The 22,044-nt window shown below is 69.9% G+C and carries 20 protein-coding genes; 6 read left to right on the forward strand and 14 right to left on the reverse strand.

The annotated features are described in order from the left end of the window. Positions 1–61 precede the first annotated feature (61 nt). Together BIX52_RS17535 and BIX52_RS17540 are read left to right on the forward strand one after the other, a co-directional pair. Positions 62–2,389 (forward strand): ATP-dependent helicase, encoded by a 2,328-nt coding sequence (locus tag BIX52_RS17535; RefSeq protein ID WP_205647850.1) that lies wholly within the window; start codon positions 62–64, stop codon positions 2,387–2,389. A gap of 162 nt (positions 2,390–2,551) precedes the next feature. Beyond that, complete coding sequence (locus BIX52_RS17540; protein WP_075222403.1) at positions 2,552–3,895, forward strand: adenylate/guanylate cyclase domain-containing protein; 1,344 nt, start codon at positions 2,552–2,554, stop codon at positions 3,893–3,895. A gap of 494 nt (positions 3,896–4,389) precedes the next feature. Here the strand turns inward: BIX52_RS17540 and BIX52_RS17545 are convergent, their stop codons facing one another. Genes BIX52_RS17545 through BIX52_RS17555 form a run of 3 tightly spaced genes read right to left on the reverse strand, consistent with a single transcriptional unit; the run spans position 4,390 to position 9,216 of the window. Next, positions 4,390–6,507, reverse strand: coding sequence for a PP2C family protein-serine/threonine phosphatase (locus tag BIX52_RS17545; protein ID WP_157956272.1), 2,118 nt, complete (start codon positions 6,505–6,507; stop codon positions 4,390–4,392). Further along, positions 6,507–8,441, reverse strand: a complete 1,935-nt coding sequence (locus BIX52_RS17550) for a hypothetical protein (protein WP_139312802.1) — start codon at positions 8,439–8,441, stop codon at positions 6,507–6,509. The genes BIX52_RS17545 and BIX52_RS17550 overlap by 1 nt, the downstream gene beginning before the upstream one ends. Positions 8,442–8,469: 28 nt before the next feature. Then, positions 8,470–9,216, reverse strand: coding sequence for a hypothetical protein (locus tag BIX52_RS17555; RefSeq protein ID WP_075222406.1), 747 nt, complete (start codon positions 9,214–9,216; stop codon positions 8,470–8,472). A 158-nt stretch (positions 9,217–9,374) separates the two neighbouring features. On the opposite strand from BIX52_RS17555, the gene BIX52_RS17560 reads away from it, so the two are divergent. From BIX52_RS17560 to BIX52_RS17575, 4 genes are read left to right on the forward strand one after another with little or no spacing between them, the layout of a single operon-like run. Beyond that, a complete protein-coding gene (locus BIX52_RS17560) occupies positions 9,375–10,070 on the forward strand; it encodes a hypothetical protein (protein ID WP_075222407.1) in 696 nt (231 codons plus the stop codon). A 3-nt stretch (positions 10,071–10,073) separates the two neighbouring features. Further along, complete coding sequence (locus BIX52_RS17565) at positions 10,074–12,065, forward strand: MFS transporter (protein ID WP_075222408.1); 1,992 nt, start codon at positions 10,074–10,076, stop codon at positions 12,063–12,065. A gap of 5 nt (positions 12,066–12,070) precedes the next feature. Then, complete coding sequence (locus BIX52_RS17570; protein ID WP_075222409.1) at positions 12,071–13,090, forward strand: ABC transporter substrate-binding protein; 1,020 nt, start codon at positions 12,071–12,073, stop codon at positions 13,088–13,090. Then, on the forward strand, positions 13,087–13,872 hold the full coding sequence (locus BIX52_RS17575) for a GNAT family N-acetyltransferase (RefSeq protein ID WP_075222410.1): 786 nt from the start codon (positions 13,087–13,089) through the stop codon (positions 13,870–13,872). The genes BIX52_RS17570 and BIX52_RS17575 overlap by 4 nt, the downstream gene beginning before the upstream one ends. Here the strand turns inward: BIX52_RS17575 and BIX52_RS17580 are convergent. The 11 genes from BIX52_RS17580 to BIX52_RS17630 form a co-directional block, all read right to left on the reverse strand. Beyond that, positions 13,856–14,200, reverse strand: coding sequence for an STAS domain-containing protein (locus BIX52_RS17580; RefSeq protein WP_083660449.1), 345 nt, complete (start codon positions 14,198–14,200; stop codon positions 13,856–13,858). The two genes, BIX52_RS17575 and BIX52_RS17580, sit on opposite strands and share 17 nt — an antisense overlap. Before the next feature lie 4 nt (positions 14,201–14,204). Next, positions 14,205–14,621 carry an ATP-binding protein gene (locus BIX52_RS17585; RefSeq protein ID WP_075222411.1) on the reverse strand — a complete coding sequence of 139 codons (417 nt, stop codon included), beginning with the start codon at positions 14,619–14,621 and terminating at the stop codon, positions 14,205–14,207. A gap of 52 nt (positions 14,622–14,673) precedes the next feature. After that, positions 14,674–14,871: a DNA gyrase inhibitor YacG gene (gene yacG / locus BIX52_RS17590; protein ID WP_075222412.1), complete on the reverse strand. Its 198-nt coding sequence runs from the start codon at positions 14,869–14,871 to the stop codon at positions 14,674–14,676. Next, positions 14,868–15,515: a Maf family nucleotide pyrophosphatase gene (locus BIX52_RS17595; RefSeq protein ID WP_075222413.1), complete on the reverse strand. Its 648-nt coding sequence runs from the start codon at positions 15,513–15,515 to the stop codon at positions 14,868–14,870. The genes yacG and BIX52_RS17595 overlap by 4 nt, the downstream gene beginning before the upstream one ends. A gap of 4 nt (positions 15,516–15,519) precedes the next feature. Continuing rightward, a complete protein-coding gene (gene infA, locus BIX52_RS17600) occupies positions 15,520–15,738 on the reverse strand; it encodes a translation initiation factor IF-1 (RefSeq protein WP_075222414.1) in 219 nt (72 codons plus the stop codon). 112 nt (positions 15,739–15,850) lie between these two features. Further along, positions 15,851–16,273, reverse strand: coding sequence for an arsenate reductase/protein-tyrosine-phosphatase family protein (locus tag BIX52_RS17605; protein WP_342743846.1), 423 nt, complete (start codon positions 16,271–16,273; stop codon positions 15,851–15,853). 5 nt (positions 16,274–16,278) lie between these two features. Continuing rightward, positions 16,279–16,761, reverse strand: a complete 483-nt coding sequence (locus BIX52_RS17610) for a UPF0262 family protein (RefSeq protein ID WP_075222416.1) — start codon at positions 16,759–16,761, stop codon at positions 16,279–16,281. Between the two features lie 10 nt (positions 16,762–16,771). Beyond that, complete coding sequence (gene hisD / locus BIX52_RS17615) at positions 16,772–18,064, reverse strand: histidinol dehydrogenase (protein ID WP_075222417.1); 1,293 nt, start codon at positions 18,062–18,064, stop codon at positions 16,772–16,774. Further along, complete coding sequence (locus BIX52_RS17620) at positions 18,064–18,525, reverse strand: DUF2948 family protein (protein WP_075222418.1); 462 nt, start codon at positions 18,523–18,525, stop codon at positions 18,064–18,066. The genes hisD and BIX52_RS17620 overlap by 1 nt, the downstream gene beginning before the upstream one ends. Before the next feature lie 119 nt (positions 18,526–18,644). After that, complete coding sequence (gene murA, locus BIX52_RS17625; RefSeq protein WP_075222419.1) at positions 18,645–19,934, reverse strand: UDP-N-acetylglucosamine 1-carboxyvinyltransferase; 1,290 nt, start codon at positions 19,932–19,934, stop codon at positions 18,645–18,647. Between the two features lie 184 nt (positions 19,935–20,118). Next, positions 20,119–22,041, reverse strand: coding sequence for a putative bifunctional diguanylate cyclase/phosphodiesterase (locus BIX52_RS17630; protein WP_170126434.1), 1,923 nt, complete (start codon positions 22,039–22,041; stop codon positions 20,119–20,121). Positions 22,042–22,044: the final 3 nt, after the last annotated feature.

Below are 22,044 nucleotides of genomic sequence, written 5' to 3' on the forward strand. Positions count from 1 at the left end.
AGGGGTGCCCACCGTTTCCAGAATGTTCTATGTAGAGTTTCATGCGAATCGGATTGCTGTCATGGTGAACACCGTCCGCCAGAGTGCGCCCCCCGTGTCGATCTCGGAGCGTGCGGCGCGGGCGTCGCGCCCTCAACCCACCTACCTCGCCGCGCTCAATCCCGAGCAGCGCCGCGCGGTCGAGGCGATCGACGGTCCCGTTCTGGTGCTCGCCGGCGCCGGAACCGGGAAGACGCGCGTCCTCACCACGCGCATCGCCCACATTCTGGCGCTGGGCCGCGCGCGTCCGTCCGAAATCCTCGCAGTCACCTTCACCAACAAGGCCGCGCGGGAGATGAAGCAGCGCATCGCCGCGGTGATCGGCGGGCAGGCCGAGGGTATGCCCTGGCTCGGCACCTTCCACGCCATCGGCACCCGCATCCTGCGCCGCCATGCCGAACTCGTCGGCCTCAATCCGGACTTCACAATTCTCGACACGGACGATCAGATCCGCCTCGCCAAGCAGATCCTGTCGGCCGAGAACATCGACGAGAAGCGCTGGCCGCCGCGCCAGATGCTGAACATGATCGACGGGTGGAAGAACCGCGGCCTGACCCCGGCCGAGGTGCCGAAGGGCGAAGGCTCGTGGTTCGCGAACGGCAAGGGCGAAAAGCTCTACGGCCTCTATCAGGAGAGGCTGAAGTCGCTCAACGCGGCCGATTTCGGCGATCTGCTGCTCGAACCCATCCGCCTCTTCCGCGCCAATCCGGACGTTCTGGAAAGCTATCAGGCCCGCTGGCGCTTCATGCTGGTGGACGAGTATCAGGACACCAACGTCGCGCAATATCTGTGGCTGCGGCTTCTGGCGCAGAACAACAAGAACCTGTGCGTGGTGGGCGACGACGATCAGTCGATCTACGGCTGGCGCGGCGCCGAGGTGGACAACATCCTGCGCTTCGAGACCGATTTTCCCGGTGCCGTGGTGGTGCGGCTGGAACGCAATTACCGCTCCACCAGCCACATCCTGGCCGCCGCCTCGCACCTCATCGCCCACAACGAGGGACGGCTCGGCAAGACACTCTTCACCGATCTAGTCCACCCGGACGAGACGCCGATCACCGTCGCCTCCTCCTGGGATAGCGAGGAAGAGGCGCGCGCCATCAACGGCGAGATCGAGAGCCTCCACAAAAAGGGCGTGTCGCTGGACGAGATCGCGATCCTGTCGCGCACCACGGCGCAGATGCGCGCCTTCGAGGACCGGTTCGTGACCGCCGGAACGCCCTACCGCGTCATCGGCGGGCCGAAATTCTACGAGCGCAAGGAGATCCGCGACGCGCTGGCCTTCTTCCGCTGCGTCGTCCAGCCGTCCTTCGACCTCGCCTTCGAGCGGATCGTCAACGTTCCGGCCCGCGGCGTCGGCCAGCAGAGCGTGCAGCGGATCATGACCACGGCGCGCGACCGCGAGGTTCCGCTGATGGTCGCCGTCGCCGACATGCTGACGACGGACGAGCTGAAGGGCAAGGCGCGCACGGGCCTCATGCAACTGATGGCCTCGTTCGCGCGCTGGCGCTCCCAGCTCGGCACGCTGCCTCACACGGAGCTTTGCGAGATCATCCTCGAGGAATCCGGCTACACCGACATGCTGAAGGCCGACCGTTCGGCCGACGCGCCGGGGCGGCTCGAAAACCTCAAGGAGCTGATCCGCTCCATGGAGGATTTCGACGACCTCCCCGCCTTCCTCGAGCACGTCTCCCTGGTGACCGACGCGCAGGGCGAGACCGAGGGCGAGGCCGTCACCTTGATGACCCTTCACGCCGCGAAAGGCCTGGAATTCGACGTCGTCTTCCTGCCCGGCTGGGAGGAAGGGCTCTTCCCGTCGATGCGGGCGATGGACGAGAGCGGCCAGGCGGGCTTGGAGGAAGAGCGGCGCCTCGCCTATGTCGGCATTACGCGGGCGCGCAAGGAGTGCTTCATCTGGTTCGCGCTCAACCGGCGCATCCACGGCATGTGGCAGGCCGGCTCACCGTCCCGCTTCATCGACGAGCTTCCGGCGGACAACGTCGCGGTGCGCGAGGAGGCCGGGTATGGCGGCATCGGCGGCTACGGCGCCTCGCGGTTCGACAAGGTGGAGACCTTCAACTCCACCTACCACACGCCCGGCTGGGAACGGGCGCAGCGCCGCCGCGAGGACGTGCCCCGCCGCGAGCGCCGCCTGCCGCTGACGATCGAGGGCGAACTCGTCGCCAAGTCGGTGTCGGACGGTCCGGCCGCCTACGCGGTGGGCGACAGGGTCTTCCACCAGAAGTTCGGCAACGGCGACGTCGCCTATGTCGAGGGCAACAAGCTGACCGTGAATTTCGACAAGGCGGGGCAGAAGCGGGTGATCGATTCCTTCGTGAGCCGCGCTTGAGGCGGGCGGCATCGTATGAACGCCGGAGAGAAGTCTTCCCCGGAGGCTGTGCGGCGATCCAAAGTGGCGCTACGAACGACGCATGACACGCGACGTGACCATTCCCTTCCCTGACGGCGAGGATCGCCCGGCCCTCCGGCACGACGACGCGGGCGCAGCGCGATGACCGACAGCGTGACCGCGTCCGACGTCGCATCGCTGGCGAGCGGCCATGACGATCCGCTGATCTTCCAGCGCATCCTGTCCTCGATGCGCGACGGCGTCATCTCCATCGGGCTCGAGGGTGAGATCATCACCTTCAACGAGGCGGCCGGGCGCATTCTCGGCAAGGACCCGGCGGAGGTTCTGGGCCAGCCATTCGCCGAGGTTTTCCTGCTGGACGAAGCGTTCGACGCCTTCAACGAGGTCGTCTTCAAGGCGGTCTACGAGGCGGAGCTGACCCATTCGGTCGAGGTCATGCTGGAGCGGGACGGCGAGGTGCTGGACCTCATGGTGTCGTCCAGCCTTCTGACGCGCGAGGACGGGGGCGAGAAGCGGCGGCTCGGCGTCGTCGTGGTGGTGACCGACATCACCGAGGAGCGCAAGCGGCGCAAAATCAAGGCGCTGTTCGGCGCCTACGTGGACCCGCGCATCGTCGAGCGCATCCTGACGAGTTCGGAGGCCGAGCGGTCGCGGCGCGAGGACATGACGATCTCGTTCGTCGACATGCGCGACTTCACCGGCTGGTCGGAACGTCTGGCGCCGCGCCAGCTCGTCGACCTGCTCAACCGCTTCCTGGGCGCGGTGACGGAGCCGGTGGCGGCGTCCGGCGGGATCACCGACAAATATATCGGCGATTCGGCGATGGCGGTGTGGGGTGCGCCGTTCACCGACCCGGCAACGCAGGCGCGCGACGCGTGCAACGCTGCGCTCGGCCAGATCGCCGCGCTGGCCCCGCTGCGGGCGGCGCTGGCGACGGACGGCATCCCCGGCGCCGAGCGGCTGGACGCGGTGGTGGGGATCGCCACGGGCGACGTGTTGTCGGGCGACATCGGCCCGCTGGCGAGCCGCAACTACACCGTCATCGGCAATGCGGTGAACTTCGCGGCGCGTCTGCAGGAGGCGGCGAAGATGTACGGCCAGCCGATCCTCCTCACGGCGGAGACGGCGGCGCTGGCGGGCGAGGCGATGGTGACGCGCGAGATCGACCGCATCACGGTCCGCGGGAGCGACACGCCGGTGACGGTGCACGCCCTTCTCGGCCGCGCCGGCGAGGTGGATGCGCAGCGGATCGACTTCGCGGCGCGTTATCAGGACGCCATCGCCGCGCTCAGGCTGCGGGACTGGGACCGTGCCGAGGCGGGGCTCACCGCGCTCATCACCGAAGCGCCGGACGACATTCCGGTGCGGCTGATGCTGGCGCGTCTCACAGCGCTCGCAGCCGACCCTCCCGGCGAGGACTGGGACGGCGTGTGGCGCGGCGCCTCCCGCGCCTCCGCCGCCGGCCCCGCCAAGTCGATGCGCTGAGGGGGGCGCGGCGCCCATCACGACGGCCCCTTGCCCGCCCCGCCCGCTCCGCTTCACGCTCGACCCGTCAACCACTCACGCCACTTGCCGCCAGCCCGTGCACCCTTGCGAGACACCCACGCCTGATTGCGAGGCGCCCGCGCCCGGCTGCAAAGCGCCTACGCCCCGCAGCGACAGGCCATGCGCCCCATCCGCGACCCGCACACGCCGCGTTACCACCCGCATACGCCCCATTGCGCCCCTCCCACGCCCTGTTGCGAGGCGCTCACGCATCTCGGGCCCGCGCTGCCTGATCGCTGGAGCCGTCCGTCGCGCAAATTCTGGGGCCGGGCCGTGGTGCGCCGTCAAGGAGCCGGAGGCCCGCTTTAGCGGCTTGTCCTTGACGGGGCGCCGCGGCTCGGCCACGGGATGCAGCGTGACGGGCGGAACCGGCGATCAGGCCATCCCCCCTGATCGCTGGTGGGTCCCGAGCCCGCCGGAGGCTGCAGCGGTCCCTACCCGCGACCCGTGAACCGGAGCGTGACGCAGGTGAGGTCGTCGGCGCGTTCGGCCTCGCCCTCGAAGGCGATGACGGCGTCGCGCACCACGGCGTTGAGGTCCTGGTTGTGCCCGGCCCCGGCGGCGACGGCCTGGAGGCGCGCGTCGCCGAAGGCTTCCTCCGAGGCGTTGAAGGCCTCGGTCACGCCGTCGGTGAACATGAAGAGCCGCGTTCCGGGAGCGAGGCGGCAGGTCATCTCCTCGAACTCCAGCCCCTCGATGACGGCGAGGGCGGGGTCGCGCGCGGCGGGAAGCTCGGCCACGGTTCCGGGCTCGGGGCCGAGAAGCAGCGGCGGATTATGGCCCGCATTGGCGTAGCGCATCTCGGACGTTTCGAGGTCGATGATGCCGTGGAACAGCGTCACGAACATCATCTGGTCGTTCTCTGCGGCGAGGAAGTCGTTGACGTCGCGCAGGGTTTCGGCGGGCGCGGTCCCGGTGAGGGCCGTCGCCTTGATGAGCGTGCGGGTGATCGCCATGAAGAGCGCGGCGGCGACACCCTTGCCCGACACGTCGGCGACGACGACTCCGAGGTGGCGCTCGTCGACCATGAAGAAGTCGAAGAAGTCGCCGCCGACCTCCTTGGCGGGCTCCATGAAGCCTTCGACGGTGAAGGCGGGGTGCGGCGGCAGAGGCTTGGGCAGGAAGGAGAGCTGCAATTCGCGCGCGATCTCCAGCTCCTGCTCCAGACCGGCGAGGCGGGCACGGGTGATGATCGCGGCCTGAAGCTCGGCGATCAGCTCCGTCAGGCGCTGGTGCTGGGCGGAGATGCGGTGCGACATGCGCGACAGCACCTCGGTGAGCATCTGCAGCTCTTCGTTGGGGCGGGCGGCGGCCCCGGCGGCGGGGACGGGCTCCACCGCGGCGGGCGCGTCGGGGTCGGAGATGATGGCGCGCAGGTCCGCCTGGATCGCTTGTTGGCCTTCGGGGTCGAGCGTCCCGGCGAGGCGTTCGAGCTGGCGTTTGATGACGCGCTCCTGGCGGCGGCGCTGGCGGGCGATGCGCTCCTCCTGCTCCACCAGGCGCAGCGCGTTGCCGCGGAACACCAGAAGCGCCTCGCCGATGCGGCGGATCTCGCCCGACCCGCCGATGGTGGGGAGTTCGTTGAGGTCGCCTTTGGACAGCGCGCTGAGGGTGCCGATCGCAGTCTCGAGCGGGGCGAAGGCGCGGCGCAGGAAGACGTAGAGCGCGCCGATGAGCACGAGACCGGCGACGGCGATGGCGGCGATACCGGTCTGCTCCAGGCCGCGGCTCGCCGACAGGCTCAGCGTCGCGTCCCGCAGGGTGACGAGCTGCCCGGCGGGCGGGCCGCCGAGGTCGGGCACGGGGACGCCCGCGGCGAAATAGAGCCGGTCACCGAGGGCGATGATCTCGGCATCGGCGGTGCGGTGCGGCAGAGCGGGGTCGGCGGCGTCGTAGAGGGCGGGGTCGGTGCCGGTCACCATGCGGCCGCGCAGGGAGACGAGGTAGCTCGGCTCGCCGAGGCGGGTGCTGAGGTCTTCCAGCACGGTCAAAGCATCGACCATCAGCGCGACGATGACGGGCGGGCCGCTGCCGCGCGCGGCGACGCTGCTGCCGACGACGACGTAGCGCGTGGACGTCTCCTGCCGCAGTCCGCCGGGTGCGCCGGCTTCGGCGGGATCGGTCCCGGCGGTGCCAGAGGCCACCGCGTCGCCCAGTTCCTGCATCGCGGCGAGTTCGGTCGGGCCGAAGATGGGGCGCGTGCGGAAGGTCGGCACGTTGGAGGCGAGGATGTCGCCGTCGATGGAGAGGAGCTGCACCGTTTCGCCGCCGGTGAGGAGGTCGGCGGATTCGGCGACCACCTTCTCCATCGCGTCGGCGGCGGCGGAGGGGGCGCTGCTGACGCGCAAGGCGAAGAGGTCGGCCTGAGCGCTGAGATCCTCGGCACGGTCGGCGACGAGACTTTCCCAAAGCGATTGCTGCCCGGCGATGGCGATGTCGGCGAGCTGCGCCTCGGTCTGGCGGGTGCGCAGGGATCCGAGGGCGATGAGGGCGGCCACCATCAGCACCAGCGCCAAGGAGAGGAGAAGGGTGATGCGGTTGCGCAGGAGCATCAGCGGGCCCATCCCAGCGCGTGGGTGACGGCGGCCAGGACGGCGAGGCCCGCCAGCGCGGTTGCCGCGATGGCGGCGAGGGCGAGGCCCGCCCCCGGCTGAACCATGTCGGCCGCATGGAGGGCGCCCGCCGCCACCCCGCCGACGCCGATGGCGATGGCCGAAGACGGCACGAAGGCGCGTGCGCCGAGCGCGAAGGCGACGATCCCGAACCCCAGCCCGGCGAGCACGCTGACCGCCGGTTGCAGCACATCGACGCCGACTGCCGCGGCGGCGGGAACGAGCCCGGCCCCGGCGAGAACGGCGGCCGCGGCGACGAGGCCCCCGGCCGGCGCGGGCAGCCGCCAGCGCAGCAGCACCGGCACGAAGGAGGCCGCCCCGGCGAGGCCGAAGTTCAGCGCCATCTCGGCATAGCGTTCGCGCAGGACGGTGCCCGCCAGGGAGACATCGGCCCAGGCGAAGAGGGCGAGGCTGGCGGCAAGAAGGGCCAGAACGTCGGCAGGGGAGAGGCGCAGGGCGGGCGGCACCGGCCTGCGGCGCTGTGGCAAACGCGGCGCCCCCGCGGTGGACGCGACGGCGAGCAGCGCGGCCAGCACCCCCAGCGTGGCGAAGGCGGCCCGGCGCCCTTCCGCCTCGGCGAGCAGGCCGCCGATCATCGGCCCCGCGGCGGCGGCGCCGAGCAGCACGATGGCCCCGCGCCACGGCAGGCGCCGTCCGGCCCCCTCAGTCGCCAGCACCGACCACACCGCGAACCAGCCGCAGAAGGCTGCGAAGGTGACGGTGGCGGTGAACACCCGGTAGTCGCGGATGACGTAGACGGCGGCGTAGGCGGCCGCGGCCATCAGCATGGCGGCGAAGGTCGCGGGCTTGGACCAGCGCCCCGCCAGGAGCGCGGCGAGGATCACGCCGAGGATCGCGCCAATCGTCTCGGCGGTGACGGCGAAGGCAACGGCGACCTCGGCGAAGGGGTCGTTGCCGATCCGGTCGTAAGCGAAGTTGGCGATGAGCGGGCGGGTGGCGGCGATGACGGTGAGCGCGGCCGCCGGCCACCAGACGAGGCCGATATGGCGCAGCCGCCCGCGCCGGGTTTCGAGGCGCAGGCCCTCAAGCGCGCCCAGCGCATCGCCGACGCGCTGGCGCACGGCGGCCGACCCGTCCACCGCCTTGATCTCCTCCACCAGCGCCTGAATGCGCCGGTAGGTGAGCTGGATCGGCGTCACCGCACGGGCGAGCGCGTCGGCCACCGGCGGCAGAACACCGGCCGGCGTCAGGCCGCGGATGACGAAATGGCCGCGCGCTGCGGCATGGAGCATGGCGGCGGTGCGCACGGTGGGAAGGTCGACCCGCTCCAGCCGGACGATGCGCACCGCGAGCCCGACGAGGATGCCGGCGAGCAGGGCGACGGCCGCGGCGGAGGCGGCGATTGCCCGCATCACCCCCGCGTGGGTGGCGCTGGATGCCTGGGCGATGACGCTGCCGATCGCCGCGCCCTCCCCGTCTCCGGTCCCGCCCTCTCCTTCGCCGGTCCCGCCCGCAGGCGCCATGATCGGCGCGCGGGCGTGCGGCCGGTCGAGCAGCGCATCGCCGGAGCGGGACGAGAAGAGCAGCCGCTCCTGTCGGTCGAGGATGGCGATGCCGTCCACCTCGGGCGCGAAGCCGAGGATTTCGGACAGGTAGTCGTCCACCCCCCGCATCGCGCCGAGGGGAATGCCGAGGCCGACGGCGCGCGACAGGTCGGCGGCGACGGACTGGGCGACGGTGGCGGCGACGTCGGACGATTTGACGTCGAGGTCGGCGAGGACGGGCGGCATCGCGACGATGACGGCCACATAGGACGCGAGGCCGACGAAGAGCGCCGTCAGCAGCCCGGCGAGCGCCGCGATGCGGTCTGACGCCACGGATCCGCTGACATAGCGGCCGCGGCGGAGGGTCACGCGCGGGCCCGCCACCGGAGGGCGGGGATCAAAGCTCTGCATCGAGCCGCCTGAGGTCACGCTGCACGCGCTCCACCCGCGCTTCGGTGTCGCCCATGCCGGAGATGGCGGCGTTGGCGGCGATGCCGAGCGCACCGCGCGGCGGCTCGATCGGCGCACGGGCGCGCACGCTGGCACCCGTCGCGGCGATCCAGCGGTTGGTGCGGCTATAGATGACGAGGCCGAGACCGAGGCCCGCCGCCGCAACCGCCACCAGAACCAGCGCGGCACCGCTGATCAACGTTCCCATGCGCGACAAAGGCGGAGCCAGCCGCTCGGCGTCGACGATGATGGCGACCCATCCTTCGCGCTGGCCGAAGTCGTTGCTGAGCGGTTCGCCGAAGGTCACCGTCTCGCGCTCGCTGGCGCGCCACATGCCGCGGGAGGTCGCCGCCGCATCGGCCCAGGCGGGCGGCACGGGCTCGCCCACGGCGCCGCGGTCGGTGGAAAAGAGCGTCACGCCGGTGAGGCTGATGACGTCGGCGGCGAGAACGTCGGGCGCCGAGGCGACGGCGCTTTCCAGGATGGTATCGACCTGCTGCAGTTCGGCGAGTGGCAGGCCGAGTTGCAGGTTCAGCTCCACTGTGCGGGTGATGCCGGACAGCAGGAACTCGAGCTCCGCGGCGCTGAGGCCCGCGTCGGCCCGCTCGACCACGCGGGCGGAGACGAGCAAAAAGCCGAGTGCCGCCAGGACGGGCACGATCGCACACAAGAGAAGGCCGCCGGTCCGTCCCATGAGTCTAACAAATGTGGCAGAATGGCGTGAAGTTCGGCGGCGGGACCTTGGCGTGTGGCGCGTCAGTCTTCAAAGTTGCCTCGCCCATAAGCATTGACAGTGATCGGTCCTTCGACGATGCGACACCATGTTCCGCCATTTCGACTGCGAAGGACGTCATGCGAAAGCTCAGTCTGACGTTGCTGGCCGCGCTGATCCCTCTGGTTGCGGCGTCGCTCGCACTCGGAAGCTACCTGAACTATGCTGGGGTCCGCCACAATTACCTTGAACTCGTTGGCGCGCGCATGTCCACCGTCGCACGGCGCATGGCGAACGATGCGGAGGTTGCGATGTCGCTCGGCGTGCCGCTCGCCAGCCAGGACGTGATGAACACCGCGCTGGAACGCGAGGCCGAGGCGGACCCGATGATTCTCTCGGTCGACGTGGTGGCGGACGGGGGGCGCGTGCTCTTCTCCAGCGACCCCGCCCGGCGCGACACGGCCGAACCCGCCGCCGACCCTGCGGCCATCCGCCACGAGGTGCCGATCGCCAGCGCGTTCGGCACGCGCGAGGGGGCCGCGGTCGTGCGGACCTCAAACGCGGCGGTCGAGGGCGCGCTGGGCGACATGGGCCGCAGCATCCTGTGGCTGTCGCTCGCGGCGACGCTTCTCGGCATTCTCGTCGTCGCCGGTGCGGTGGCGATGAGCGTGCGCGCCTTGTGGCAACGGCTGACGGCGCGCGGCCCCACCGTGTCCGGCGCCATGGTGCCGGAGGAGACCCGCGCCGCCTTCGCTTCGATCGACGCCGAACACAGCGCCATCGCCCTGCGGCTCGGCCAGAAACGCGGCGCCGCAATCCCCGGCCGGGGGGCCTGAGCGATGCGGCGTTTCGACGGTGTTCTTCTCGTCTTCGTCACCGGGGTGCTCATCCTGGGGCTGGCGGCGATCTCGTGGCAGACCATCCGCAGTGCCGAGCGACTGCTGCTTCCCGCGCTCGACCAGAACGCGCGCACCCTCGCTCGCTCCGTCTCCGGCCTCGTCGGCCAGGCGGGCGATTACGGCATCCCGCTCGACCGCCTCGTGCGCGCCGAGGACGTGCTCGACGCGGGGCTCGCCGAGAACCCCGAATTCGCCTTCATCGAGATCGTCGACGGCGCGGGGCTGGTGGTCGCCAGCGCAACCAACCACGAGTTCGACCTCGACGGGATCGACCCGGAGCGGATCGAGACGGTGCGCGCGCCGATCCTCATCGGCGGCGCGGAGGTGGGCGCCGTCATCGTCGGCACGCCCGACCTCGTCGCCCGGTTGATGGTGCGCGAATTGTGGCTCGACGTGGCTGTTCTCCTCATCGTCGCCGTCCTGGTGGCGTTGGAGCTCGTCTCCTTCGCCTTCTCGCAGGCGTCGGCGTTGATGCTGCGGGGCCTCGCCCAACGGCTTTCGGCGCTGTGGCGGGGGGATTTCCGGCCGCATCTGCCGCTGAAGGGGTCCGGCACCATCGCCCAGGAGGTCGAGGCGGTGGACAGCGAGATCGACCGCGTGCGGGCCGAACACGAGACGCTGCGCCTCGCCGCCGAGGCGAAGGGCGACCACGAGGCGCTGGCCCAGCTCGCGCGGATCGACAAGACCCACAAGCTGAGCGGCCGGCGCTACGAAACGCCGGTCGGACTGGTGGCGGTGCGTGCCCCGGTCTTCCTCTTCTACTTCGCCGAGGAGCTGACGCGCCCCTTCCTGCCGAGCTACATCGAGCGCATGGCGGTGCCGGTCGCCGGCCTCTCGGTCGAGTTCCTGATCGCGCTGCCGATCACCATCTTCATGGCCATCATGGCGCTCGGCCAGCCGGTGCTGAACGTGTGGACGGAGCGGTTCGGGCGCTCGCGGTCGATCCGGCTCGGCGCGCTGGCGGCCGTGCTCGGCTTCCTCGCCACCGCCTTCGCGGGGACGATGGAGACGCTGATCGCGGCGCGTGCGCTCACCGCTGTCGGATTCGCGGTGGTGTTCGTGGCGGCGCAGGGCTTCATCGTCGACCGTACGGGCGCCGACAACAGGGCGCGCGGGATGAGCCTCTTCGTCTCCGCCATCATGGCGGCGATGCTGTGCGGCCCGCCCATCGGCGGCATCATCGCCGACCGGCTCGGCCCCAGCCCCACCTTCCTCGTCTCTGCGGCGATGGCGCTCATCGCCTACATCTGCGCCGTCGTCGCCCTTCCGGCGGACGCGGGACGGGGCACGGTGGCCGCCAAGCCCGCAGCGCGCCTCAGGGACTGCGCCATCGTCCTCACCAAGCCGGCCATCTTCCTCCTGATGGTCGCCTGCGCCTTCCCGGCCAAGATGATCCTCATCGGCATCGCCTTCTATTACATCCCGCTCGAGATGTCGGCGACGTTCGAGCCGTCCACCATCGGCCGCGTCTTGATGCTCTACGGCCTCGTCATGCTGCTCGTCGTCCCGGCCATCTCCGCCTTCTCGGACACGAAGGGCAAACGGGTGCCCTACGTCGTCCTCGGCGGGGTGATGTCGGGCCTTGCGGTGGCACACCTCTTCCTGTGGCCGGCGCCGTGGGGCGCGGCGTTGTTCGTAATCCAGACCGGCATCGCGCAGGGGCTGTCGACCACGCCGCAATCGGCGCTCGTCGGCGAGCTCGGCCGGCGATACTTCCCGCAGCTTTCCGAAGGCGGCGTCTACGGCGTTTTCCGGCTGGTGGAGCGGTCGGGCAACGCGGCCGGGCCGGCGATCTTCGCGGCCGTGTGGGCCGCCACATCGGCCGAGGTCGCGATCCTCTTCATGGGCTTCGTGCTCATCGCCGGGGCGCTCCTCTTCGGCATCGCCATGTTGGCGGCGCCGCCGCGCCCCGCCCTCCTGCCCAGCGAGTGAGTGCCATGACGCTGACACGACGCAACGCCCTCATCCTCGGCGCAGGCGCACTCGGCGCAAGCGCCCTTGCCGCCCCTTTCGTGGGCCGCGCCCGGGCGCAGGGCCGCTACCGCATCGCGCAGATCCTCTATCGCGGCGAGACGCAGGTGGAGGCCGGCTTTCGCGACTATCTGGAACAACGCGGCGTCGACGCCGAACTGATCGTCTTCAACGCGGAGCTCGACCCGTCGCGGGTGCCGGGCATCGTCGAAGAGGTGAAGGCGCTGGCGCCGGACCTCGTCTATTCCTGGGGAACGCCCAACACGATCGCCACCTTCGGGCGCGCGGCGGACGTCGACCCCGCCGTCAACATCACCGAGCTGCCGGGCGTCTTCACCATGGTGTCGGCCCCGGTGGAGTCGGGCCTCGTCCCCTCCCTCGCCTCGTCGGGCCGCAACATCACCGGCACCAGCCACGTGGTCCCGCCCGAGCCGCAGCTGAGGGCGATGCAGTCCTACAAGCCCTTCACCCGGCTCGGCGTGCTCTACACGCCGAACGAGCCGAACTCAGCCGCCATCGTCGGCCGGGTGAAGGAGGTGGGTGAGGAGATGGGCTTCACCGTCGCCGAGCGGCTCTTCCCCATCGGCGCGGACGGCAAGCCGGACGGCTCCGTCGCCGCCGAGCTGGTGGAGGAATTGGGCGCGGAGGGCTCGGAATGGCTCTATTACCTGCCCGACACGTTCCTCCTCCTCCAGATGGAGCGGGTCACGCCGACGGCGACGCGCCTCGGCATCCCCGGCTTCTCGGCGGTGGAGACGATGCAGACGGATGCGCTCATCAGCCTCGTCAGCCGGTACTACTCGGTGGGCCAGCTCACGGGCTACAAGGCGGAGCAGATCCTCGTCGAAGGCCGCGACCCGGCCTCGATCCCGATCGAAACGCTGCAACGCTTCGCCCTCATCATCAACATGAAGATGGCCAAAGCGATGGAACTCTACCCCCCGCTCGCCATGCTGAACTACGCCAACATCTTGAGGGACGAGTGAAGGTCCGGGTCGATCTGCCGCCGCCCATCGCCCCCGCCCTCAGGATGCTGACGGCGGCGGACGTGCCGGAGATCTACGACGTGCACTGCCGCGTGCTGGCGGCGCTGCCGGCGCTGAACCTCGTGCGGCGGGACACGCCGGACGTGTTCCACGCGATGCTGGAAACCGGAGGGGCGATCACCGGGCTGATGCACGAGGGCGAGATCATCGCCTACGGCATGGTGCGGCCGGAGATGGACGCGCATGGCGAGGACGACGGAGACCGTCCCGGCTTCGGCGACCACATCGCGCCGGACGAAAGCCTCTTCGTGCTCGACGGGTCGGCGGTGCGGCCGGACCACTGGTCGCGCGGCCTGCAGCGCACTTTGATCACGGCGCGGATCGCCCATGCCCGGCGGCGCGGCGCGGACCATACGGTGTGCACCGCGGCGCCGAACAACGTGCCGTCGATGCGCAACCTCACCAAGGAGGGGTTTCGCATCGTGCGCGCCACCAAGAAGGCGTACGGGATGCGCTATCTCTTGTGGCGCCCTGTCGCGGACCCGGCGCCGCCGCGACCTGAGGACGGGGAATGGCGCCCCGCGCGCGACACCGGCGGGGCCAATGCGCTGTTCGCGCGGGGGTCGTTCGCGTTCGATGCCATCCGCGGCGGGGATCAGGCCGAGGCCTTCCTGCGCTTCACCCCGCCGGCCGACGGCGCGGCCTGGGACATTGCCAAGCAGGACGACGCGGCGGAGCTATTAGGCGAAGCGGCCGAGCCGGAACTCAGCGCGCCGAGCTGACCGCCTCGTCGCGGCTGTCGCGGACCTCGAACAGGCGCAGGAATCCCGTCACCTCGAACACGTCGCGCACCGAGGGCTGCATGCCGCACAGCACGAACTCGCCCTTGGCGGCCTTGATCTGCTTGCCGGCCATCAGGATCACGCGCAGGCCCGCGCTCGAAATATAGTGGGTGTCGGTCAGGTCCATCACGACGCGGGTCGCACCGTCCTGGATCCGCCCGATGACGGTCGACTGCAGCGTCTTCGCCGTGTTGGAATCCACCCGCCCGGTGCACACGAAGACGGTGACGCCCTCCGCACTCTCGAGCTCGATCGTCAGATCGCTCACACGCTCAGCCTTCCTCTATCGTCAGTTCGAATGTGAGGACGTTCTCCGTCCCCTGGCGTTCATAAACGGGGTTCTGCGCCATCTGGCGTACGATGTGGAGGCCGAGCCCGCCGATCGGCCTGTCGTCGATGGAGGCGTCGAGGTCCGGCGCCTCGTGCAGCAGCGGGTTGAAGGCTGAGCCGTTGTCGCGCACGGCGGCGTGCACGGCCCCGCCGCGCAGTTCGGCGCGCACGGACACCTTCGCGCCGTCGGGTCCGGCGCCGTATTGGATGGCGTTGGTCACCAGCTCTTCCAGGAGAAGGTTGAGCGTCATCACCGTTTTCATGGGAAGGCCCTCAGCGTCGCCGAAGGCCTCCACCGCATCGAGCAGGCCGGTCAGGTCGTCGGCATCGGTGAGGGTGAAGGCGACGGCGGCGACCATGGCGGCTCAGCCTTGCCGCGCAGAGACGGGCGCACGGGGCCGGGCGGAGCGCTCAGTCGTCATTCGGCGTCTCGTCGCGCCCGCCGTCTTCCTCGACGACGGGAACGCGGTAGTGGCCGCCGAGCCAGCGATGAAGGTCGACGTCGGCGCAGCGTTTGGAGCAGAAGGGCCGCGCCTCGATGGTGGCGGGCTTGCCGCAGACGGGGCACGGCTTTGCCGGGCGTGGGCCGAACGGGTCGTGCGCGGTCATGACACGGCCTCGCCGGGTGCGGTCGCGGCGATCGTCTCGGCCTCGCGGCTGAAGCCGGTGCCGGTCAAAAGCTGCTGCGTTTCGTAGAGCGGGAGGCCGACGACGCCGCTATAGGAGCCGACCACGTGCGACACGAAGGCGGCCGCGCGGCCCTGGATGGCATAGCCGCCCGCCTTTCCGTCCCACTCGCCGCTGGTGAGATAGTCGGCGATCTCGCGGTCGGACAGGCGCTTCATGGCGACGCGGGTTTCCACCAGCCGCTCGCGCATCTTGCCGCGGGCGATGACCACGACGGCGGTATAGACCTTGTGATTGCGGCCCGACAGCGCCTTCAGGCACGCCTCGGCCACATCATAGGATTCGGCTTTGGGCAGGATGCGCCGCCCCACGGCGACGACCGTGTCGGCCGCCAGCACGTAGGTTTCACGCGGGTTCAGCGTGGCGCGCGCCCGATCGAACGCCACTTCCGCCTTCTCGCGGGCGAGGCGCAGGGCATAGGTGTTCGGCCGCTCCTTCTTCAGCGGCGTCTCGTCCACGTCCGCCGGCGAGATGTGGTCCGGCACGATGCCGATCTGCTCCAGAAGCGCCAGGCGGCGCGGAGAGCCGGAAGCCAGGACCAGAACAGACTTGCGCGTGCGCGCCATCAGATCACTTATAGCGATATGTGATGCGACCTTTGGTCAGGTCGTACGGCGTCATCTCGACCAGCACGCGGTCGCCCGCCAGGACACGAATGCGGTTCTTGCGCATCCGCCCCGCGGTGTGGGCAATGATCTCGTGGTCGTTCTCAAGTTTGACGCGAAACGTCGCGTTCGGCAGGAGCTCGGTCACTTGACCCGGAAACTCCAACACTTCCTCTTTCGCCATTGAGGCCCTTTAACGTTGTTCAACATTGGCCCGGTGCGCGGCACCAGGCTCCGGTGAGTGGTGATACAGCCATTTTTGGTCCCTGTCCCCTCCTATAGCCGCATCGGAGAGGTCAAGGGTTCGCAAACAGTTCGTTGACTTGCCGATTTAGTGCATCACGCACCGATCGGTAGCTGTCCATGATCTGCTCGCGCGATCCGGTCGCGCCGGAGGGATCGAGCGTCGGCCAGTAGACGACCTCGAAGCTCTGCGTGCGCGCCATCTCGAGGACGTGGTGATGCGCCTCGGGCGCCAGGGTGACCACGAGATCGAAGGAGGTGTCGTGCAACTCCTCCAGCGAACGCGGCTTGCGCTTGGAGATGTCGAGCCCGGACTCGGCCATGACGGCCACCGCGAAGGGGTCCGCCTGCCCGGTCTCCAGTCCCGCCGACCTGATATATGTGGTCGGCGCGGCGCGGCGTGCAAGCGCGGCCGCCATCGGTGAGCGGATCGCGTTGTGGCGGCACACGAACAGGACGGCGGTGGGCGACAGCACCCCGCTCACCCTTTGAAGTGCAGCGCGCAGATCAGCGTGAACAGCCGGCGTGCGGTGTCGTGGTCGACCTCGATCTTTCCCGCGAGCCGCTCGGCGAGGAGGCGGGAGCCTTCGTCGTGTACGCCGCGGCGGCCCATGTCGATTGCCTCGATCTGCGCCGGGGCGGCGGTGCGGATCGCCGAGAAGTAGCTCTCGCAGATCAGGAAATAGTCCTTCACCACCTTCCGCAGCGGGGTGAGCGAGAGGAGATGGGACATGAGATGGTCCCCCGCCTCGCTCTGGATGGTGAAGACGAGGCGGTTCTCCTGGATCGACAGAACGAGCCGATACGGCCCCTCTCCCACCCCGGCCGGGCGGAAGACGTTGTCCTCGAGCAGATCGTAGACCGCGACCGCGCGCTCGTGCTCCACGTCGGGCGAGCCGCGGTCGATCGACGCCTCGTCCAGCGTGATGGCGATGAGGCGGCCGGTATCGGCGGGATCGCTCATCGGCCGCGGGTCATGTGTTGCCGAGCCGGCGGGCGATCGACAGGCGGTGCGCGTCGAGCCCTTCGGAGGCGGCGAGCGTCATCGCCGGGCCGGCCAGCCGGTCCAGCGCCTCGCGGGTGAGGCCGAGAAGCGTCGTGCGCTTCAGGAAGTCGAACACCGAGAGGCCGGAGGAGAACCGCGCCGAGCGGCTCGTCGGCAGGACGTGGTTCGGCCCGGCCACATAGTCGCCGATCGCTTCGGGCGTCATGGTGCCGAGGAAGATGGCGCCGGCATGGGTCACCTTGTCCGCCAGCGCATCGGGGTCGGCGACGGCGAGTTCCAGGTGTTCGGGCGCCAGACGGTCGACCAGGCGCGCCGCCTCGTCGAGGTCCGCGACGAGGATGATGGCGCCGTGGTCGCGCCAGCTCGCCGTGGCGACGGCCTGGCGCGGCAGCTCTTTCAGCTGGGCCTCGACCGCCTCGGCGACCTCCGCCGCAAGCTCGCGGTCGGCGGTGATGAGGATCGACTGGGCCACCTCGTCGTGCTCCGCCTGGGCGAGCAGGTCGGCGGCGATCACGTCCGGCCGCGCGGTCGCGTCCGCGACGACGACGACCTCAGACGGCCCGGCCACCATGTCGATGCCGACGGCACCGAACACCTGCCGCTTGGCCGCGGCCACATAGGCGTTGCCGGGGCCGACGATCTTGTCGACCGGGGCGATGGTCTCGGTGCCGTAGGCGAGCGCGGCGACCGCCTGCGCCCCGCCGACGCGGTAGATCTCGGTCACGCCGGCGATGTCGGCGGCGGCGAGAACCACCGGCTCGAGGTGCCCGTCCGGCGCCGGAACGGTCATGACGAGGCGCGAGACGCCCGCGACCTTGGCCGGAACCGCGTTCATGAGGAGCGAGGACGGATAGGCCGCGCGCCCGCCCGGAACATAGAGCCCGGCCGAGGAGAGAGGCGACCAGCGCCAGCCGAGCGTCGCCCCTGCTTCGTCGGTGTAGCGCTCGTCGTCCGGCATCTGCCGGGCGTGGAAGGTGGCGATGCGGTCGGCGGCGAACTTCAGCGCGTCGATCACGTCCGGCGCGACCTTCGCCTTCGCGGCGGCGACCTCCTCGGCGGTGACGGCCATCGGCGTGCGGGTGACGTCCACCCGGTCGAACTTCGCGGTGTATTCGGCCACGGCGGCGTCGCCACGGGCGCGCACGTCGGCGATCACGGCGTCGACCACGGCGGTGACGTCGGCGGAGAATTCGCGCTGGTCGGCCATGAGGGCGGCGAAATCGTCCGCGAAGGTGGGGGCGGTGGTATCGAGCGTGCGCATCAGCGGCCGATCACGTGCTTGGGCCGCATGGAGGCGCCCCAGGCGCCGCCGAGGTCGGCGAGTTGGGCCTCGATGCACTCCACATCGAGACGGATGGTGACGTCGCCCGCGCAGGCGATGGTGATGGTGCCGGCCGCCTCCCCCTCGCCCGCGGGCTGGAAGACCACGGCCAGCAGCGACAGCACGCTTTCCTGATCCGTCGGCGCGACGCCGGAGACCTGGGCGCGGTTGACACGCGCGAAGGACAGCACCGCACGGCGCCGCTCGTCGCTGCCGCGGGTCTTGCGGTCGGCGGTCACCTCCCAGGCGAAGCGGTTCATGGGGATGGCGAAATGGCCGTCCGCCGACGACCACCGGATGTCCGCCACCTTCGCCACGGCGTCCTGCACGTGTGCCGACACGACAGCGAGGTCCTCATCGTCGAGCGCGAACATCTTCACGGGGCGCGGGAGCGTCGTCATCTATGGCAATGTCTTCAAATGGTGGACGTCACGCCACCCTATAGCGGCGTTCGCGCGGCGGCGCGACCCTTGGCATCGACGCCGCGGGCCTCTCCTGCGCCGCGCGCTCCTCCGGCGGCTCAGCTCGAGACGCGCTCGATCTGTGCGCCGCAGCGGGACAGCTTCTGCTCCAGCCGCTCGAACCCGCGGTCGAGGTGGTAGATGCGGCTCACCTCGGTCTCGCCCTCGGCCGCGAGCCCGGCGATCACCAGCGACACCGACGCGCGTAGGTCCGTCGCCATCACCGGCGCGCCCTTCAGCTTCGGCACGCCCTTGATGGTCGCGGTCTGGCCGTTCAGCGAGATGTCGGCGCCGAGGCGGGCCAGCTCCTGCACGTGCATGAAGCGGTTCTCGAAGATCGTCTCTGTGACGTGGCTCGTCCCCTTGCCCGCACACATGACGGCCATGAACTGGGCCTGCAGGTCGGTCGGGAAACCGGGATAGGGCTCGGTCTCGGCGTCCACCGCGACGATGCCGTGGCCGTTGCGGCGCACGCGCAGGCCGCGGTTGGTCACGTCGATCTCGGCACCTGCGGCGCGCATCAGCTCGATCGGCCGTTCAAGATGGTCGGCGGTGGCGCCCTCGAGCGTCACGTCGCCGCCCGCCATGGCGGTCGCCAGCGCGTAGGTGCCGGTCTCGATGCGGTCCGGCAGCACCTTGTGGCGGGCACCATAAAGGCGCGGCACACCCTCGATGTGGATGGTCCCGTTGCCCTCGCCCTCGATCTTCGCGCCCATCTGCTTCAGGCACTCGGCGAGGTCGACGATCTCCGGCTCGCGCGCGGCGTTCTCGATCACCGTTTCGCCGCGTGCCAGCGTCGCGGCCATCAGCAGCGTGTGGGTGGCGCCGACGGACGGCTTCGGCAGACGCACGCGGCCGCCGACGAGCCCCGCCTTGGCGCGGGCGACGACGTAGCCGCGGTCGATGTCGATCTCCGCGCCGAGCTGACGCAGACCGTCGATGAAGAAGTCGACCGGGCGGGTGCCGATGGCGCAGCCCCCCGGCAGCGACACGCGCGCCTCACCCATGCGGGCGAGCAGCGGGCCGATGACCCAGAACGAGGCACGCATGGTCGACACCAGCTCGTAAGGCGCGGTGGTATCGACGATGGCGCGGGCGGTGAGGTCGACGGTCTGGCCGGTGAGCTGATCCTCGCCGACGCGCTTGCCCTGGAAGGCGGTGTCCACGCCGTGGTTGGCGAGGATGTGGAACAGCTTCTGCACGTCCGCCAGGCGCGGGACGTTCTGCAGGGTCAGCGTCTCGTCGGTCAGGAGCGAGGCGATCATGAGGGGAAGGGCGGCGTTTTTCGCGCCGGAAATGGGGATAGACCCCTCCAGCGGTGCGCCCCCGGTGATGCGGATGCGGTCCATACGTCACTCCCTTACGCCACGCCGAATCGAAACAATGCACCGGATTAAACCGGTCGACGATTAACCTTGGCTAAGGGAGGGCAAAGAGCCGATCAACCGGCATTCCGGAGCCGCACGCGAGGCGCATCGTGATCGCACAATCTCTGCGACATTTGCGCCACAGCGCCCGTTCCGGTTGCCGGCATCAGTTCAACAGCGCCGGACGCATCATCGGCACGTCCTCGTGCTCCTCCCGCTCGGCGGAGGGCGCGCTTTGGATATAAGAGCCGACATTGTCGAGCGGCATGGGCCGGCCGCACAGGAAGCCCTGCAGCTCGTCATAACCGGCTTGGCAGGCGAAGGTGCGCTGCATCTCCGTCTCGATCCCCTCGGCGGTGACGCGCAGGTTCATCGCCCCGCTCATGGCACTGATGGTGCGCAGGACCTCGCCCACCTGCTCGCTCTCCTCCAGCGACATGAAGCAGGAGCGGTCCACCTTCAGCTTGTCGAACGGGAACTTCCAGAGGTAGCTGAGGCTGGAATAGCCGGTGCCGAAATCGTCCATCACGATGCGCACGCCGAGGTCTTTCAGCCGGTGAAGCTGCTCGGCCACGGGGCCCGGCTCGGCGATGAAGAGGCTCTCGGTGATCTCCAGCTCCAGCCGCTCCGCCGCGAGGCCGGAGAGAGCGAGTGCGCTTTCCACAACGGTGACGAGATCCTCGCGGAACTGCTGCGGCGACAGATTGACGGCGACGGACAGGCTCTGCGGCCAGGCGGCGGCGGTGCGGCAGGCCTCGTTCAGCACCCATTGGCCGAGGCGCGGGGTGAGGCCCATCTCCTCGGCGATGGGGATGAACTTGCCGGGCGAGATGTAGCCGCTGTCCCCGTCTTTCAGCCGCAGCAGCGCCTCGAAGCCCAGCAGCGCACCGGAATCGGCGGCATGAAGGGGCTGATAGTGCAGCTCGAACTCCTCGTTCTCCAGCGCGCGGCGCAGCATCACGCGCAAGGTGTTGCGGGTCTTCAGCTCGCCGTCCATGCCGACCTCGAAGACCACGCTCTGATTCCGGCCGGCGCTCTTGGCGCGGTAGACGGCGGCATCGGCGCAATTTTGGAGTTCGGACGGCATCGTCGCGTGTTCGGGTGCGAGAGCAACGCCGATGCTGAGCGTCACCGAAACCGGAACCTCGCCGAGATCGCGCACCGCGCGGGCGGCCTCCAGCATGCGCTCGGACAGGAAGGCCGCGTCCTCGCGCGTTTCGACGTTGCGTTGGATCACCGCGAACTCGTCGCCGCCGAGCCGGGCGACCAGGTCGTCATCCCCCGCACAGTCGGCGATGCGGGCGGCGATGACCCGCAGAAGCTGATCGCCCGCGTCGTGGCCGAGACTGTCGTTGACCGACTTGAAGCCGTCGAGGTCGATCATGTGAAGGGCGATGCCGCTGGTGCCCTGCGGCGCGGCCAGATCGCGGTCGAGCGCGGCCAGAAAGCGGTTGCGGTTGGCGATGCCGGTCAGCGCGTCGTTGTGGGCGAGGTGATGGATGCGGTCCGAGTCGCGGCGCTGACGGGTGATGAGGAAGGCGTTGACCCCCGTCGCGGTGAGCCCGACGATGCCGAGGAAGGCGAGGAGCGCCACCGCGGTGCGCATGGTGGACAGGAAATCCGCCCGCGCGGCGGTGATGTCGAGCTCCATCCGCAGCGCCCCCACCAGCGTGCCGCCGCGCATGACGGGGGCGAACAGGTCGGCGAGGTAGCGCCCGCCATCGTCCGCCGCGTGGTGGGAATGAAGGCGCCATTCACCCGCCGACAAAGGTTCCAGATAGGTGCGGTCGAACGGCGCCGCCGGTGCCGCCCCGGCGATGGCGTGGACGAAGCGGCCGTCCGGCGTGAAGAGGTCGATGCGGGTAATGCCGTTTCGGGTGAAGCTCTGCGACAGCGACGCGAGTATCTCCCGCTCGACGGGCCGCCCGGCCAGCAGCGCGTCGATGATGGGTGCTTCGGCGAGAGCCGGCGCCCAGCGCTCGCTGGAATTCAGAACGATCCGGTCCAGCCCGTCGCCGAGGAAGACGAGCGCGCGATAGGCGCCGAACCCGAAGGCGCAGGCGATGAGAACGGCCGCAACGCTGTTCAAGAT

The sequence above is a fragment of the Acuticoccus yangtzensis genome (assembly GCF_001927245.1).
GTDB lineage: Bacteria > Pseudomonadota > Alphaproteobacteria > Rhizobiales > Amorphaceae > Acuticoccus > Acuticoccus yangtzensis.

Bases quoted from the DNA above. Each gene is read 5' to 3' on its own strand.
- BIX52_RS17535 (WP_205647850.1), top strand. From the start codon at position 62: ATGGTGAACACCGTCCGCCAGAGTGCGCCCCCCGTGTCGATCTCGGAG.
- BIX52_RS17540 (WP_075222403.1), top strand. From the start codon at position 2,552: ATGACCGACAGCGTGACCGCGTCCGACGTCGCATCGCTGGCGAGCGGC.
- BIX52_RS17545 (WP_157956272.1), bottom strand. From the start codon at position 6,507: ATGCTCCTGCGCAACCGCATCACCCTTCTCCTCTCCTTGGCGCTGGTG.
- BIX52_RS17555 (WP_075222406.1), bottom strand. From the start codon at position 9,216: ATGGGACGGACCGGCGGCCTTCTCTTGTGTGCGATCGTGCCCGTCCTG.
- BIX52_RS17560 (WP_075222407.1), top strand. From the start codon at position 9,375: ATGCGAAAGCTCAGTCTGACGTTGCTGGCCGCGCTGATCCCTCTGGTT.
- BIX52_RS17565 (WP_075222408.1), top strand. From the start codon at position 10,074: ATGCGGCGTTTCGACGGTGTTCTTCTCGTCTTCGTCACCGGGGTGCTC.
- BIX52_RS17570 (WP_075222409.1), top strand. From the start codon at position 12,071: ATGACGCTGACACGACGCAACGCCCTCATCCTCGGCGCAGGCGCACTC.
- BIX52_RS17585 (WP_075222411.1), bottom strand. From the start codon at position 14,621: ATGGTCGCCGCCGTCGCCTTCACCCTCACCGATGCCGACGACCTGACC.
- yacG (WP_075222412.1), bottom strand. From the start codon at position 14,871: ATGACCGCGCACGACCCGTTCGGCCCACGCCCGGCAAAGCCGTGCCCC.
- BIX52_RS17595 (WP_075222413.1), bottom strand. From the start codon at position 15,515: ATGGCGCGCACGCGCAAGTCTGTTCTGGTCCTGGCTTCCGGCTCTCCG.
- infA (WP_075222414.1), bottom strand. From the start codon at position 15,738: ATGGCGAAAGAGGAAGTGTTGGAGTTTCCGGGTCAAGTGACCGAGCTC.
- BIX52_RS17610 (WP_075222416.1), bottom strand. From the start codon at position 16,761: ATGAGCGATCCCGCCGATACCGGCCGCCTCATCGCCATCACGCTGGAC.
- hisD (WP_075222417.1), bottom strand. From the start codon at position 18,064: ATGCGCACGCTCGATACCACCGCCCCCACCTTCGCGGACGATTTCGCC.
- BIX52_RS17620 (WP_075222418.1), bottom strand. From the start codon at position 18,525: ATGACGACGCTCCCGCGCCCCGTGAAGATGTTCGCGCTCGACGATGAG.
- murA (WP_075222419.1), bottom strand. From the start codon at position 19,934: ATGGACCGCATCCGCATCACCGGGGGCGCACCGCTGGAGGGGTCTATC.